Source organism: Georgenia sp. Z2081 (assembly GCF_055326445.1).
In genome coordinates this window covers 777580-791236 of sequence record NZ_JBUZNK010000001.1, presented here as the reverse complement: position 1 = coordinate 791236, position 13657 = coordinate 777580, and the positions used below count along the sequence as shown (strand labels likewise).

16 protein-coding genes are annotated in these 13657 nt (G+C 73.2%); 7 read left to right on the top strand and 9 right to left on the bottom strand.

The window, feature by feature from the left end; translation table 11 throughout:
• Position 1: 1 nt before the first annotated feature.
• From ACZLKG_RS03785 to ACZLKG_RS03775, 3 genes are all read right to left on the bottom strand, one after another.
• The gene (locus tag ACZLKG_RS03785; RefSeq protein ID WP_425707823.1) at positions 2-598 is read right to left on the bottom strand and encodes a TlpA family protein disulfide reductase; all 597 of its coding nucleotides are present in this window, start codon (positions 596-598) and stop codon (positions 2-4) included.
• Positions 595-1380, bottom strand: coding sequence for a histidine phosphatase family protein (locus ACZLKG_RS03780; RefSeq protein WP_425707822.1), 786 nt, complete (start codon positions 1378-1380; stop codon positions 595-597). The genes ACZLKG_RS03785 and ACZLKG_RS03780 overlap by 4 nt, the downstream gene beginning before the upstream one ends.
• A 133-nt stretch (positions 1381-1513) precedes the next feature.
• Positions 1514-2014, bottom strand: coding sequence for a MarR family winged helix-turn-helix transcriptional regulator (locus tag ACZLKG_RS03775; RefSeq protein WP_425707821.1), 501 nt, complete (start codon positions 2012-2014; stop codon positions 1514-1516).
• Positions 2015-2159: 145 nt separating this feature from the next.
• On the opposite strand from ACZLKG_RS03775, the gene ACZLKG_RS03770 reads away from it, so the two are divergent.
• Positions 2160-2705, top strand: a complete 546-nt coding sequence (locus tag ACZLKG_RS03770) for a YceI family protein (protein ID WP_425707820.1) — start codon at positions 2160-2162, stop codon at positions 2703-2705.
• A 214-nt stretch (positions 2706-2919) separates the two neighbouring features.
• On the opposite strand, the gene ACZLKG_RS03765 is transcribed toward ACZLKG_RS03770, so the two are convergent.
• The 4 genes from ACZLKG_RS03765 to ACZLKG_RS03750 form a co-directional block, all read right to left on the bottom strand.
• Entirely contained in the window at positions 2920-3138 is a 219-nt protein-coding gene (locus ACZLKG_RS03765) for a glutaredoxin family protein (RefSeq protein WP_425707819.1), read from the bottom strand.
• 155 nt (positions 3139-3293) lie between these two features.
• Positions 3294-3392 (bottom strand): 30S ribosomal protein bS22, encoded by a 99-nt coding sequence (locus tag ACZLKG_RS03760; protein WP_076808172.1) that lies wholly within the window; start codon positions 3390-3392, stop codon positions 3294-3296.
• 136 nt (positions 3393-3528) lie between these two features.
• Positions 3529-3744 (bottom strand): helix-turn-helix domain-containing protein, encoded by a 216-nt coding sequence (locus ACZLKG_RS03755; RefSeq protein WP_425707818.1) that lies wholly within the window; start codon positions 3742-3744, stop codon positions 3529-3531.
• A gap of 129 nt (positions 3745-3873) precedes the next feature.
• The gene (locus ACZLKG_RS03750; RefSeq protein ID WP_463648008.1) at positions 3874-5163 is read right to left on the bottom strand and encodes an acetoin utilization protein AcuC; all 1290 of its coding nucleotides are present in this window, start codon (positions 5161-5163) and stop codon (positions 3874-3876) included.
• A 113-nt stretch (positions 5164-5276) separates the two neighbouring features.
• On the opposite strand from ACZLKG_RS03750, the gene ACZLKG_RS03745 reads away from it, so the two are divergent.
• Both ACZLKG_RS03745 and ACZLKG_RS03740 read left to right on the top strand, forming a co-directional pair.
• The gene (locus tag ACZLKG_RS03745) at positions 5277-6656 is read left to right on the top strand and encodes a TrkH family potassium uptake protein (RefSeq protein ID WP_463648007.1); all 1380 of its coding nucleotides are present in this window, start codon (positions 5277-5279) and stop codon (positions 6654-6656) included.
• 112 nt (positions 6657-6768) lie between these two features.
• Positions 6769-7431 carry a potassium channel family protein gene (locus tag ACZLKG_RS03740; protein WP_425707815.1) on the top strand — a complete coding sequence of 221 codons (663 nt, stop codon included), beginning with the start codon at positions 6769-6771 and terminating at the stop codon, positions 7429-7431.
• A 154-nt stretch (positions 7432-7585) separates the two neighbouring features.
• On the opposite strand, the gene ACZLKG_RS03735 is transcribed toward ACZLKG_RS03740, so the two are convergent.
• Positions 7586-8158, bottom strand: a complete 573-nt coding sequence (locus tag ACZLKG_RS03735; RefSeq protein ID WP_425707814.1) for a GNAT family N-acetyltransferase — start codon at positions 8156-8158, stop codon at positions 7586-7588.
• Between the two features lie 122 nt (positions 8159-8280).
• On the opposite strand from ACZLKG_RS03735, the gene ACZLKG_RS03730 reads away from it, so the two are divergent.
• Positions 8281-9132, top strand: coding sequence for an aldo/keto reductase (locus tag ACZLKG_RS03730; RefSeq protein ID WP_425707813.1), 852 nt, complete (start codon positions 8281-8283; stop codon positions 9130-9132).
• A gap of 3 nt (positions 9133-9135) precedes the next feature.
• On the opposite strand, the gene ACZLKG_RS03725 is transcribed toward ACZLKG_RS03730, so the two are convergent.
• Positions 9136-10308, bottom strand: a complete 1173-nt coding sequence (locus tag ACZLKG_RS03725) for an acyl-CoA dehydrogenase family protein (protein ID WP_463648006.1) — start codon at positions 10306-10308, stop codon at positions 9136-9138.
• A gap of 172 nt (positions 10309-10480) precedes the next feature.
• Here ACZLKG_RS03725 and ACZLKG_RS03720 point away from each other — a divergent pair, with 172 nt between their 5' ends.
• The 3 genes from ACZLKG_RS03720 (at position 10481) to disA (ending at position 13648) form a co-directional block, all read left to right on the top strand.
• A complete protein-coding gene (locus tag ACZLKG_RS03720; RefSeq protein ID WP_463648005.1) occupies positions 10481-11077 on the top strand; it encodes a GPP34 family phosphoprotein in 597 nt (198 codons plus the stop codon).
• Positions 11078-11157: 80 nt separating this feature from the next.
• Positions 11158-12528, top strand: coding sequence for a DNA repair protein RadA (gene radA / locus ACZLKG_RS03715; RefSeq protein WP_463648004.1), 1371 nt, complete (start codon positions 11158-11160; stop codon positions 12526-12528).
• A gap of 64 nt (positions 12529-12592) precedes the next feature.
• The gene (disA, locus tag ACZLKG_RS03710; RefSeq protein ID WP_463648003.1) at positions 12593-13648 is read left to right on the top strand and encodes a DNA integrity scanning diadenylate cyclase DisA; all 1056 of its coding nucleotides are present in this window, start codon (positions 12593-12595) and stop codon (positions 13646-13648) included.
• The last annotated feature ends 9 nt before the right edge of the window (positions 13649-13657 follow it).

Genomic DNA, 13657 nt, shown 5'->3' with positions numbered 1-13657 from the left:
CTCAGGCCTCGGCGAGGACGTCGTCGACGAGCCCGCGCAGGATGGTCGGGTCCGCCTGGCCGAGGATGCGGGCGGCGACCCGACCCTCCTGGTCGAGCACGACGGTGGTCGGCATGGCGGACAGCGGGACCAGGCCCTCGAACGCGGCGACGGCACGCGCCTCGGAGTCGTGGACCGACGGGTAGGGGATGTCGAACGTGTTCTCGAAGGCCTGGGCGGTCGCCGTGTCGTCACGCGGGTTGACGCCGAGCATGACGATCTCGTCGGCCATGTCGTTCGCGAGAGCGGCCAGGTCGGGCGCCTCGACGCGGCACGGCGGGCAGGCTGCGTACCAGAAGTTGACGACGGCGACGCTGCCGCGCGCCTCGGCGAGGTCGATCGGCTCGTCGTCGTAGGACGTACCGGTCAGCTCGACCGCGGCGCCCCGCTCCTCCGGCTCCCAGGTGGTGAAGGAGCCGTCACCGGCCTCGTAGCCCGCGCCGACGGAGCCGCCGTCGGGCGACGAGCCCTCGGGTGCGCACGCGGTCAGCGTGACCGCGAGCCCGAGGGCACCGAGCGCCGCCGGCAGGGTGCGTCGCAGGGAGGAGCGGCCCGTCACGCTCGGGCCTGCTCGCCGGCGTCCGCCGCCGAGTCGGCCGTCTCGGGCGTGGGCACGGCCCGAGGCAGCGGCGGCGAGGTCCGCGTCCCGGACCGGACCGACCGACGGGCCGACCCGGTGTTGACCGCGGCACGGGAGGTGCCCGGCGTGACGTCGCTCGCGTCGGCCACGAGCGCGGCGGCCGGCTCGTCGTAGGTGATCCCGACGAGGCGCCGGTCGTCGAAGTGCAGGGAGGTCAGGGACGCCAGCGCGCACTCCCGGCGCCGGGGGTCGTGCGCGAGGGGGCGGCGCTCGACGACGAGGCGGGTGATCCAGATCGGCAGCTGGTGGGAGACGAGAACCACCTCACCCCCCTCGGAGCGAGCGAGGACGGACCGCACCGCGTCGGTCGTCCGGTCCGCTATCGCCCGGTACGCCTCGCCCCAGCTCGGGCGGAACGGGTCGACGTACAGGGGCCAGTGCCGCGGGTGCGCGAGAGCGAGCGGGTCGGCGCGGATCGCCGTCCCCTCGAGCGCGTTGCCGCCCTCGATCAGCCGTTCGTCGGTCTCGACCTCGACGCCGAACGCCTCGGCCACGGGCCGCCCGGTCTCCTGCGCGCGCTCGAGCGGGGAGGCCACCACGCGCCGCACGTCGTGACCGGTCTCGCTCAGGTGCGCGGCCACGGCCCTGGCCATGGCGCGCCCGCGCTCCGAGAGGTGGTACCCCGGGAGGCGTCCGTACAGGACGCCGGAGGGGTTGTGGACCTCGCCGTGACGTAGGAGGTGGACGACGGTGTGGGGCATGGTCACAGTGTCGCAAACTGTGCGGCCCCCGCGGGTACGCGCCCGCGACGTCGGACTCGGGCGGATCCGGTTCCACGATGGCAGCGCGGTCAGGTGGGTCAGCCCGGTCAGGTCGGCGACGACGGCAGCCGGGTCAGGTCGGCGAAGGAAGGTCGGGCTCCCTCGCGCGCGCCACCTCCCGGTCGATCTCCTCGTCGTCGAGCAGGGCGGCCATGATCTGGCCCAGCTCGGTCATCTGCGCCTCGGTGAGCCGGTCGACGAGCCTGTAGCGCACGGCGTCGACATGCCCGGGCGCGGCCTCGGACAAGCGGGCGTACCCCGCGTCGGTGAGGTGCGCGTTGACGCCGCGGCGGTCCGAGCAGTCGTTGCGGCGCTCGACGTAGCCGGCGTCCTCGAGCCTGCGGACGGTGTGCGTGAGTCGCGAGCGCGAGTGCACGAGGTCCTCGGCGAGCGAGGACATGCGGCGCGTCCGGTCCGGCGCCTCGGAGAGACGCACGAGCACCTCGTACTCCGGCAGGGAGAGCCGCGCACTGACCGTGAGGTCGTGGTTGACGTCCTCGAGAACCTGCGCGGAGGCTCGCAGGAAGAGACGCCACGACCGTTGCTCGTCGAGGCTGAGCCATCGCGTGTTCATCCAGGTCCTCCATCCTGGTACCGCCGCGGCGCGGGAGCCACGGTCGCGGGGCTTGCGCCACCGTCCCGATGTAGTTTACAGTTCAATCGTTCACGCTTCAACCACTTCGTCGGCGCAGCCGGCGCGATCCATCCCTGGAGGCAGTATGTCGACCATCCCCGCCGGTACCTACACCATCGAGCCCTCGCACTCGGAGGTCGGTTTCACCGTCCGCCACGCGGGCATCTCGAAGGTCCGTGGCCAGTTCACCGACTTCGCCGGTGAGCTCGTCGTCGCCGAGGACGTCGCGCAGTCCACCGCGAACGTAACGATCCAGTCCGGCTCGGTCGACACCAAGGACGAGAACCGCGACAACCACCTGCGGTCGGCCGACTTCTGGGACGCCGAGAACAACCCGGAGTGGACCTTCGTGTCGACCTCCGTCGACGGCGACGCCGACGAGTTCACGCTCAACGGCGACCTGACGATCAAGGGTGTCACCCAGCCGGTCGCGCTCGCCGTCGAGTACAACGGCGCGGCCACCGACCCGTTCGGGCAGGACCGCATCGGCTTCTCCGCGACGACGACGATCTCCCGCAAGGACTTCGGGCTCACGTGGAACGCCGCCCTCGAGACCGGTGGCGTCCTCGTCTCCGACAAGGTCAACATCACCATCGAGGTCGAGGCCGTCCCGCCGGCCGCGCAGGCCTGAGCCTGACCCTCTCCCGCTGAGCACGACGGCGGCCGGTCACCCCGGGGTGGCCGGCCGCCGTCGTGTCCACCCCGAGCCGTTCGCTGCGTGTGCGGTTCCCGGTCACGCGGGTGCGCGGCACGAGCCGGCACACCCGACGGCCGCCGACCGCACGCTCGACGAACGTGGCGGGGAGGGCGACCTGCGGTCGGCGGGCCCGGTCCGGGCGGCCCGCTCAGCGCGCGGCGAGCGCCCGCTCCACCCGGCCGACGTCGACCATCAGCCGGTCGACCTCCACGCCGTCGACCCGGACGACCGGCACGTGGTCGGAGAGGTCCGCGAGCTCGGGGTCGGCGTCGACGTCGAGGAGCACGAGGGCCGCCCCGTGCCGCTCGGCGATCGGTCCGAGACGTGCGGCGGTCTGCTCGCACAGGTGGCAGCCGGCGCGCGACACGACCTCGAGCCTCGCGGGCGCACGCGCCCCGTCACCGGCCGGGCCGCCGAGCCAGGCCTGCGGGGAGGCCGCGACTGCCGGCGAGCGCCCCCCGGAACGCGACGAACCCGGCACCCCTGCGGGGCCCGGGTCCGATCGACGACGGAAGCGACGGATCACTTCTTGTTGCGGCGCTGGTGGCGCGTCCTGCGCAGCAGCTTGCGGTGCTTCTTCTTCGACATGCGCTTGCGGCGCTTCTTGACGACAGATCCCACGGGTCCACCTCAGTCCGATTCGGGTACGGACGCGTCCGCGTCCGGGAAACCCGGCAAGTCTAGCGGCTGGCGGGAGGGAGCGTGGCGCCGGCCGGGTCAGACCCGCCACAGGGCCGCGGGAGGAGCACCCGCGCGGTCAGGAGCCGGTGCCCTCGGCCGAGTCCCAGCCCTGCAGGCCCTCGGCGATGAGCTGGTCGACGGCGGCGTTGGGCACCCGGAACGAGCGTCCCACGCGGACGGCGGGGATCTCGCCGGAGTGGACCATGCGATAGACGGTCATCTTGGAGACGCGAAGAGACTCCGCCACCTCGGCGACGGTGAGGAAACGGCTGCTCCCCTGGCTGTCGACCATGTGCTCCCAGCTCCTGATGATCCCCCGGCCGCGCACGTGACTCGTGGGGCTCCTGAGGAAGGAACATAGCGGGCCCGAGGGCCACCCGGCCAATCCGTGCGCGTGTCGCGACCTCGAACGTGACGTGCGCTACGCCGTCAGCGGGTCCAGACCGTGCTCCGGGAAGACCGCCTGCCGGGTCGCGAGGATCGCTCGGTCGACCGGGTTCTCCGGGTCGAAGCCGTCGACGAACCGGCCGGCCGGCCCGCCGAGGACCCCGCTCGACGACGTCCCACCCCCCGCCGGCGCCTCCGCCGTCGGTGCCGCCGGGCCGCCGGGGCCGGCCGCAGGCGCCGCGTCGGTGCCGGGCACCGTGAACGGGTCGGCGTCGGACATCGTCGTGGCGACCGCGCCCTCGGCGAGGTCGTGCACGAGCTGCCGCCACTCCTCGGGGACCGGGGTTCCCGGGTCCAGCGGCGTGCCCGCGACGACGCCGAGCACGTGGGACCAGGCGCGCGGCACGACGTTGACGACCTCGTACCCGCCGCCGCCCGTGGCGACCCACCGACCGCCGGCGAACCGCTCGGCGAGACCGGCGAACATCACGGCGGCCGCCCGCTGAGCGTCGACGGACACGGCGAGGTTCGTCAACGGGTCGCTCCCGTGGGAGTCCGACCCGTGCTGCGTGACGAGGACGTCGGGCCGCACCGCCTCGACGATCGGCGAGGCGACCGCCTCGACCGCCCGCAGCCACTGCTCGTCCGAGGTGCCGGCGGGCAGTGCGACGTTGACGGCGGACCCCCGCGCGCCGGGGCCGCCGACGTCCTGCGGGTACCCGGACCCCGGGAACAGGGTCGAGGGGTGCTCGTGTACGGAGACGGTCACCACGTCGGGGTCGTCCCAGAACACGCGCTCGACGCCGTCGCCGTGGTGCGCGTCGACGTCGAGGTACACGATCCTGCCGGCGCCCGCCTCCTTGAGGTAGCGGATCGCGACGGCGACGTCGTTGTACACGCAGAATCCCGAGGCGTGGCCCGGCATCGCGTGGTGCATGCCGCCCGCGAGCGAGAACGCGCGGCGCACCCGCCCCGACCACACCGCGCGCGCGGCGGTCACGGTCGAACCGACGAGCCGTGCCGAGGCGGAGTGCATCGCACCGAACACGGGGTTGTCCTCGCCGCCGATGCCGCGCCGCGCGTCGGTCGCCCCGTCGGACTCGGCCGCCCGCACCGCGTCGACGTAGCCCGGCTCGTGCACCGAGGCCAGGAGCTCGGCGTCGCAGACCTCGGGCTCGAGGACCTCGACGACGTCGGGCTCCAGCAGCCCCAGGGCTCGAGCCAGCTCGATCGTCAGGTGCAGCCGGAGCGGACTCATGGGGTGGCCGACGCCGAAGTTGTACCCGACGAGGTCGGGGGACCACACGAGAGCACCATCGGCCATGCCCGCAACCTACCCCGAGCCTGTGGCAGTGTTTCGCCTGCTGCGCACGCGCCGGACGACGACGCGGCAGCCCGGGACGGCGGTCCGCCCCGGCCGTCGGTACTGGAGGGCAGATGGGACGCTCGGCCGTGGGCCGCGTGCTCGCGCTGGCACGGGACCAGGTCGACGACCTCGCCCGCCGCTCCCCCGCACGGATGGCCCTGCTCGTGTTCGCCGCGATAGTCGTGGTGATGACGGGTCTGCTCTCGCTGCCCGTGGCGACGACGACCGGGACGCGCGCGCCGTTCGTCGACGCCCTCTTCACGGCGGTGTCCGCCGTGTGCGTGACCGGGCTGACCACCGTGGACACGGCGACCTACTGGTCCGGGTTCGGTCAGGCGGTCATCCTCGTGAGCATCAAGGTCGGCGGCCTCGGTGTGATGACGCTCGCCTCGATCCTCGGCCTCGCGGTCTCCCGGCGCATCGGGCTGACCCAGCGGATGCTCACCGCGTCCGAGACGGGCACGACCGGGCTCGGCGAGGTCGGCTCCCTCGTGCGGGCCGTCGTCGTGGCCTCGGTCCTCATCGAGCTCGTGCTCGCCGCGATCCTCGTCCCGCGGTTCCTCGACCTCGGCGAGTCGGTTCCGGCCGCCCTGTGGCACGGCTTCTTCATGGCGCTGTCCATCTTCAACAACGCCGGCTTCGTCGTGCTCGACGGTGGCCTCGTGCCGTACGTCGGCGACTGGTGGCTGGGTCTCGTCGTCGTCGTCGGCACGTTCCTCGGCGCCGTCGGCTTCCCCGTCCTGCTCGACCTGTGGCGCCACCGGCGCAGGCCGGGCCGGATCACGCTGCACGCCAAGCTCACGCTGTCGACCTTCGTCGCGCTCCTCGTCATCACGCTCGTGGCCCTCGTCCTGTTCGAGTGGAGGAACCCGGACACGCTCGGCGCGCTCCCGGTCACCGACCGGCTCGTCGCCACGCTCGTCCACTCGATCACGCCGCGGTCGTCGGGGCTCGCGACCATCGACGTCGGGCAGATGCAGCAGTCCACGCTGTTCGCGACCGACGCGATGATGTTCGTCGGGGGCGGCTCGGCGTCCACGGCCGGCGGCATCAAGGTGACGACGTTCGCCGTCCTCGTCCTCGCGATCGTCGCCGAGGCACGCGGCGACCGGGACATCGAGGCGTTCGGCCGCCGCATCCCCACCGAGACCGTGCGGCTCGCCGTCGCCGTCGCCTTCCTCGGCGCCACGCTCGTGGGGCTGTCCACCCTGGTCCTGCTCTCGGTCACGGACTTCACGCTCGACCAGGTGCTGTTCGAGGTGATCTCCGCGTTCGCCACGTGCGGCCTGTCGACCGGCATCACGCCCCACCTGCCCGACTCGGCCAGGTACGTGCTCGCCGCCCTGATGTTCGCGGGCCGCATCGGCACGATCACGCTCGCGGCGGCGCTCGCCATCCGCTCGCGCCGTCGCGTCATCCGCATGCCCGAGGAGCGTCCTGTCATCGGCTGAGCGGCCACAATGACACCCCGTCCGCACGACTCCCCGACCAGCACGTCGCCCCGACCGGAACCGCCCGAACCGCCTCACCGACCGTTACCGCCCGACCCCGGAAAGGACCCTCATGGCCAAGCAGGCCCGGGACTCCGCTGTCCTCGTCATCGGCCTGGGGCGCTTCGGCGCGGCCCTGGCGGCCACGCTCGAGTCCCTGGACCGCGAGGTGCTCGCGGTCGAGAAGGACCCCGAGCTCGTGCAGACGTGGTCGAGCCGACTCCCGCTGGTCGAGGCGGACGCGACCTCCGCGGACGCGCTCGAGCAGCTCGGCGCCGCCGACTTCCCCGTGGCGGTGGTCGGCGTGGGCTCCTACCTGGAGGCGTCGGTGCTCATCACCGGCAACCTCGTCGACCTGGGGATGCCGCAGATCTGGGCCAAAGCGGTCTCCGGCGAGCACGGGCGGATCCTGCGGCGCATCGGCGCGCACCACGTCGTCTACCCCGAGTACGACGCCGGGCAGCGGGTGGCCCACATGGTCTCGGGCCGGATGCTCGACTACATCGAGATGGAGGACGGTTTCGCAGTGGTGAAGATGCGTCCGCCGCGCGAGACCCACGGGTTCACCATCGGCGAGCTGTCGCTGCGCTCGCGCTACGGCATCACGGTCATCGGCAAGAAGTCCCCCGGCGAGCCGTTCGAGTACACGACCCTCGAGACGCGGATCGATGCCGAGGACACCCTCATCGTCTCGGGCGACACCGAGCTGCTCGAGGTCTTCGCCCACCGACCGTGAGCCGGGGCGTTGCACGCGGCTGCGCGTGCGCCGACCTCGACACCTAGCTGGACCGTGCCGCGCCGAGCTCGACCGTGCTGAGGTCATGCTCGGCACCTCAAGGTCCAGCTCGACGACACGGGTGGAGCGATGAGTTCCCGTCTCCGGCCACCGCTCAGGGATTCGTGGAAACCCGCAGGTCCAGGTCCTCCCACACGAACGTCGTGGTGGTGCCCGACTCCCAGTCGCGCCGCAGGATCGCGTAGGCCACCGACGCCACGGGCTCGCCGCCCGCCACGGGCCAGCCCTCCCGGTAGTGCGCCTCCTTGAGGAAGCCGCAGCGCAGGAAGGTGCGTCGCATCGCCACGTTGTCCTCCCGGGTCTGTCCCTCGAAGCGGCGGACCTCCGGGAACCTGCGGAACACGAGCTCGGTCGCCGCGCGCACGACGTCGGCACCGAGTCCGCGGCCGCGGAAGCGCTCGGCCAGCCGCAGGTCGAACAGCGGCGCGTCGTCCTCAAGGTCCTCCAGGCGCAGGAAGCCGATGCGGCCGAGCTCGGCGTGGTCGACCCAGAACGAGTCGTGCTCGTCGTCCCGGTAGGCGCCCTCGGCGATCGACCGCTCCACCCGTGCCCGGTCCGGCCGCGCGACCATGTGGAACGGGAACTCGTTGCCGGTCATGAACGCGACGAGCTCCTCCCGGTCCGTGCCGGTCGGATCGAGGCGCGTGAGGGTCACTGGCTGTGTCATGGGGCCCGACCCTAGGCGGCGCCCGCCCGCCGGGCCGAGAGAATATCCCGCACCGGGCCGGATCGCGCTCATTCGTCGCCCGGGGTCGGCGCAGAGCCACGCCACCTGCCAGGATGGTCCGCATGATCTCCTCAGGCATCGTCGTCATGGGTGACGGCCACGCGATCCCCCAGATCGGTTTCGGCACCTACAAGATTCCCGACGCCGACGCGGCGCCCCTGGTCGCCACCGCGATCGAGGTGGGCTACCGGCACATCGACACCGCCCAGATGTACGGCAACGAGGTCGGCGTCGGGCGCGGCATCGCGGACAGCGGCGTCGCACGCGAGGACCTGTTCCTCACGAGCAAGCTCGACAACCCCAACCACGCCCCCGGCACCGCCCGGGCGAGCATCGAACGCTCGTTGGAGGACCTCGGGGTCGACTCCCTGGACCTGTTCCTCGTCCACTGGCCCTACCCGGAGGGCTCGACCACCCCGCTGGCCGAGACCTGGCAGGTGCTCGTGGACGCCCGAGCCGCCGGGCTGGTGACGTCGATCGGCATGTCGAACGGGCAGCCCGAGCACCTGCGCGAGATCCAGGACGCCGGTCTCCCGCTGCCGGCCCTCGACCAGGCCGAGATCCACCCGTACCTGCAGAACCAGGAGGTCGTCGACTTCTGCCGTTCCGAGGGCATCACCGTGCAGGCGTGGTCGCCGATCGCGCGCGGCCGGGTCCTCTCCGACCCGGTGGTGGAGGAGGTCGCCGCCGAGGTCGGGGCGACGCCGGCGCAGGTGGTGCTCGCGTGGCACATCGGGCGCGACCACGTGATCATCCCCAAGGCCAGCTCGCGGGCGCGGATCGAGGAGAACCTCGCCTCGCTGACGGTCGAGCTCACCGCCGACCAGGCCGCGCGCATCGACGCCCTCGACAAGGGCGAGGCCGGCCGGACCGGCATGCACCCGTCCACGATGAAGCGGTTCGGCGAGGAGTAGCCCTCACTCCTTCGGCGGCACCGGCCCGAGCAGCGCGTTCGCCCAGGCGCCGTGCACCGACTCGTCGTCGGAGGGGTGGAACAGGCCCGCGACGACGTCGCGGTACAGGCGTGAGAGCTCCGCCCTGGTGTAGAACGACGATCCGCCGGAGGCGCGCAACGCCTTCTCGACGACGCGCAGCGCCGTCTCGGTCGCCCGCGACTTGAGCGCGGAGAGCTGCGGCATCCACAGCGGGCGGTCCGCCCCGGCGTCGACGTCGCGGGCGAGCGCCACGAGCTGCGGCTCGATCGCGTCGAGCTCGATCGCCGCGTCCGCGAGGCGCCACCGGATGTCGGGGTCGTGGGCGTAGGGCGCGTCGTTCTTCAGGCTCATCCGCTTGGTCACGGTCGCCACGGCGACGTCGAGGGCCCGCCGGGCGACGCCCTGGTAGACGGCCGCGAGCAGGATCTCGAAGTTGGCGAAGATCCCGAAGATGAACGGGTCCATGGTCGGCCCGGGCGGCACGGCGCGCACGATCCGGTGCGCGGGCGCCGGCGCCCCGTCGAGGACGGTCGTGTACGACTGCGTGGCCCGCATGCCGAGGGTGTCCCAGTCCTCCTTGATCTCGACGCCACCGCCGTCGCGCTCGACGAAGCCCCACACGTTGACCGGGTCGTCGGGGTCCGTGCGGTCGGTGCCGAACGTGCCGAGCAGCGTCCACACGGGGCCGAGCGTCGTGAAGATCTTGGTGCCGTGGAAGCGGTAGCCGCCCTCGCCGTCGGGGGTGGCGTCCGAGGCGGAGCCGAAGAGCACGAGGTCGTTGCCGGCCTCGGACACTCCGAACGCGATGATCGCGCCGTCCATGACGCGCGCGAGGATCTCGTCCATGTCCGACTGGCCGGCGGCGCGGACCGTGCGGGCGACGCCCACCCAGATGTGGTGCATGTTGACCGCGAGCGCCGTGGCCGGGGAGGCACCGGCCAGGCGGGCCTGCTCGGACGCCATCTCCTCCAGCGTGAGCCCGCCACCGCCCAGCTCGGCCGGGACGAAGGCGGTGAGGTAGCCGGCCTCGCGCAGGTCGGCGAGGTCGTCGTGCGGGAAGGTGTTGGCGCGGTCGTGGCCCGCGGCGCGCGAGCGGATCGTCTCGAGGAGCTCGTCGGTGAGGATCTGGCGCGGCGGCGTGGACGAGGAGGTCATGGCCCCATTGTCCCCGCGGTGTCCAGGCGCGGCGGGGAGGGGTACCCGGAACTACGCCTCCGGGTGCCGGGCCGTCCTAGCCTGAGGACATGGCCCCCATGCTCGAGCCGTACGCTCCCGCGCCGGCACCCGCTGCGTCGACGGGTCGCGTCGGACCGGGCGGGCCGCGCTGATGCCGGCACAGCTCCTCGCCGACGTCCTCCTCCTCGTCCACGACGACGAGACGGGCGCCTGCCTCGTCGACGACGACACGCTGCGGCGGATCGCGGTCGAGTCGGCCGCGGAGCAGGTGCTCGCGGGCGGGACGCTGTACAAGCACGTCACGCGATGGCAAGGGCCACGGAACCGGTATACGTGGCGAAGGACGGAAGGGACGATCGAGCACTACGCCCGGGTGCTCGACGGCCCGACACCGCCCCCGGGCTACGACACGATCGCGAGCTGGCTGGTGGGCCAGCGGGCGGCCCTGCCCGCAGGTCAGGACCGCGACCTGGCCGAGGTCGCAGGCGCCGCCGACCATCTCGTGGCCACCACGCTGGACGAGCTCGTCCGCGCCGGCACCCTTGCGGCACGACACAGCCCCAGGTTCGGCGACCGGTCCGGCACCGTGTACGAGGAGGCTGATGGTGCGCGGGAGGACCACCTCAGGCACCGGCTACGAGTCTCGCTCGACGACGACGCGTACGACCCCCGCACCGCCGCGCTGTGGATCGTGCTCTCCGCGGCACTGACCCTCGGCTTCGTCTGGTTCGCCGGGCTCGATCTCTGACACGAGCCCGATCGACCTCTGACTCCTCCCCGGTGGGGACGGGCGCTCCCGGTGTCGGCGCGGGCGCCTACCGTGGACCCGTGCCACCGACCACCAAGCGACCCCGCGCCGAGTTCCGCTGCACGGAGTGCGGGTGGACCACCGCCAAGTGGGTGGGCCGGTGCGGCGAGTGCCAGGCCTGGGGCACGGTCGAGGAGGCCGGCGCCGCACCCGCTCGCAACCCGGTCACGGCGCTCGCCCCGGCCACGCCCGCGGCATCGATCCTCGACGTCGACGTGGAGACGGCCCGCGCCCGACCCACCGGCGTCGGCGAGCTCGACCGGGTGCTCGGCGGCGGGCTCGTGCCGGGCGCCGTCGTGCTCCTCGCGGGCGAGCCCGGGGTGGGCAAGTCCACCCTCCTGCTCGACGTCGCGGCCCGCGCGGCAGCAGCAGCCCACGGCCGCGTCCTCTACGTGACGGGTGAGGAGTCCGCGAGCCAGGTGCGCCTGCGCGCCGAACGGATCGGGGCGCTGCACGAGGATCTCCTGCTCACCGCCGAGACGGATCTCGCGACCGTGCTCGGGCACGTCGAGGCGATGGACCCGGCGCTGCTCGTCGTCGACTCGGTGCAGACGGTCGCGGACGCGAGCGTCGACGGCACCGCGGGCGGCGTCTCCCAGGTCCGCGCCGTCGCCGGCGCCCTCATCCGCGCGGCGAAGGCCCGGGCCATGCCCGCGATCCTCGTCGGCCACGTGACCAAGGACGGCTCGATCGCCGGGCCGCGCGTGCTCGAGCACCTCGTGGACGTCGTCTGCCACGTCGAGGGCGAGCGCCACTCCAGGCTGCGGCTCGTGCGCGCGGTGAAGAACCGGTACGGCGCGACGGACGAGGTCGGCTGCTTCGACCTGCGCGAGGACGGCATCATCGGCCTGCCGGACCCGTCGGGGCTGTTCCTGTCCGCCGCCCCGGAGCCGGTGCCGGGCACGTGCGTCACCGTCACGCTCGAGGGCCGCCGGCCGATGCCGGTCGAGGTCCAGGCGCTGCTCACGGGCGCGGCGGGCCCGCCGCGGCGCACCGTGAGCGGGGTGGACGGCGCGCGGGTCGCCATGACGCTGGCGGTCCTCACCGCGCGGCTGGGGGTGCAGGCCACCGGGCTGGACGTCTACGTCTCCACGGTCGGCGGTGCGCGCGCGAGCGAGCCGGCCGCGGACCTCGCGCTCGGCCTCGCCCTGCTCTCGGCCGCCCGGGACCGGCCCATCCCCCCGGGCCTCATCGCGGTCGGGGAGGTCGGGCTGACCGGCGAGCTGCGCGCCACGACCGGCGTCGGCCGGCGCCTGGCGGAGGCGGCCCGCCTGGGCTTCACCACCGCCGTCGTGCCCGCCGCCGGAGAGGCTCCCGCGCACGTCCCCGGCATCCGTGTCGCGCGCGTCGACCACCTGGCCGAGGCCGCCCGCGCCTGCGCGCTGGGCTGACCGATCCTGGGGCCGCGCGCCTACGATGACGGTGGCGGGACACCTCCGCCGGGAACGGGGAGTCATGGGCACCAACGACGACGCGACGATGCGCACCATGCTCCACGAGATCGCCCCGGGCACCGTCCTGCGGGACGGCATCGACCGCATCCTGCTCGGCCGGACGGGCGCCATCATCGTCCTGGGCTTCGACGAGTCGGTCGAGGCGATCTCCTCGGGCGGCTTCGACCTCGACGTCGAGCTGTCGGCCACCAGGCTGCGGGAGCTGTCGAAGATGGACGGCGCCGTCGTGGTCGACCGCTCAGCGGGCCGGATCCGCCGGGCCAACGTCCAGCTCATGCCCGGCACGCACGTCGACACGGTCGAGTCCGGGATGCGCCACCGCACCGCCCAGCGCACGGCCCGGCAGACCGGGCACCCGGTGATCTCGGTGAGCCAGTCGATGCGGACCGTCGCGCTGTACGTCGGCGAGCTGCGGCACCTCGTCCTCGACACGGCCGACGTCCTGGCCAAGGGTGAGCTCGCGCTGTCCGCCCTCGAGCGCTACCGCGCGCGCCTCGACCAGCTGCTCGGCACGTTCACGGCCCTCGAGGTGGAGGACGTGGTCACGGTGCGCGACGTCGTGACGATCGTCCAGCGCATGGAGATGATCCGCAGGATCTCCTCCGACGTCGAGTCCGCGACCGTCCAGGCCGGCACCGAGGGGCACCTGCTGCGGCTCCAGCACGACGACCTCATGGTGGGCCTCGCCGTGGAACGGCGCTCGCTCGTGCGCGACTACGTGCCCACCGGGGCCTCCGCCGGCGTCCGGGACGCGCTCGGCGCGCTGTCCTCGACCGATCTCGTCGACCTGTCGGTGATCGCCCGGGCCATGCGGCTGGGCGGCCCCGGCGGCGCCGACCTGGACACGCCGGCCTCGCCGCGCGGTCACCGTCTCATCGCGAAGCTCCCGCGCCTCCCGCTCCCCGTGGCCAACGCGATCGTCAGCCACTACGACTCGCTGCAGGCGCTGCTCGCCGCCACCACGGACGACCTCCAGGAGGTCGAAGGCGTGGGGCGGGCCCGGGCGTTCGCGGTGCGCGAGGGGCTGGGCCGGGTCGCCGAGACGTCGCTCGTCTGAGACGGCCGG

What these genes read in the sequence shown, in the direction of transcription:
- ACZLKG_RS03755 (WP_425707818.1), bottom strand. Translation starts at nt 3,744, where the DNA reads ATGGTCGACAGCCAGGGGAGCAGCCGTTTCCTCACCGTCGCCGAGGTG.
- disA (WP_463648003.1), top strand. Translation starts at nt 12,593, where the DNA reads ATGGGCACCAACGACGACGCGACGATGCGCACCATGCTCCACGAGATC.
- ACZLKG_RS03740 (WP_425707815.1), top strand. Translation starts at nt 6,769, where the DNA reads ATGGCCAAGCAGGCCCGGGACTCCGCTGTCCTCGTCATCGGCCTGGGG.
- ACZLKG_RS03735 (WP_425707814.1), bottom strand. Translation starts at nt 8,158, where the DNA reads ATGACACAGCCAGTGACCCTCACGCGCCTCGATCCGACCGGCACGGAC.
- ACZLKG_RS03775 (WP_425707821.1), bottom strand. Translation starts at nt 2,014, where the DNA reads ATGAACACGCGATGGCTCAGCCTCGACGAGCAACGGTCGTGGCGTCTC.
- ACZLKG_RS03770 (WP_425707820.1), top strand. Translation starts at nt 2,160, where the DNA reads ATGTCGACCATCCCCGCCGGTACCTACACCATCGAGCCCTCGCACTCG.
- ACZLKG_RS03780 (WP_425707822.1), bottom strand. Translation starts at nt 1,380, where the DNA reads ATGCCCCACACCGTCGTCCACCTCCTACGTCACGGCGAGGTCCACAAC.
- ACZLKG_RS03745 (WP_463648007.1), top strand. Translation starts at nt 5,277, where the DNA reads ATGGGACGCTCGGCCGTGGGCCGCGTGCTCGCGCTGGCACGGGACCAG.
- ACZLKG_RS03750 (WP_463648008.1), bottom strand. Translation starts at nt 5,163, where the DNA reads ATGGCCGATGGTGCTCTCGTGTGGTCCCCCGACCTCGTCGGGTACAAC.
- ACZLKG_RS03730 (WP_425707813.1), top strand. Translation starts at nt 8,281, where the DNA reads ATGATCTCCTCAGGCATCGTCGTCATGGGTGACGGCCACGCGATCCCC.
- ACZLKG_RS03720 (WP_463648005.1), top strand. Translation starts at nt 10,481, where the DNA reads ATGCCGGCACAGCTCCTCGCCGACGTCCTCCTCCTCGTCCACGACGAC.
- ACZLKG_RS03725 (WP_463648006.1), bottom strand. Translation starts at nt 10,308, where the DNA reads ATGACCTCCTCGTCCACGCCGCCGCGCCAGATCCTCACCGACGAGCTC.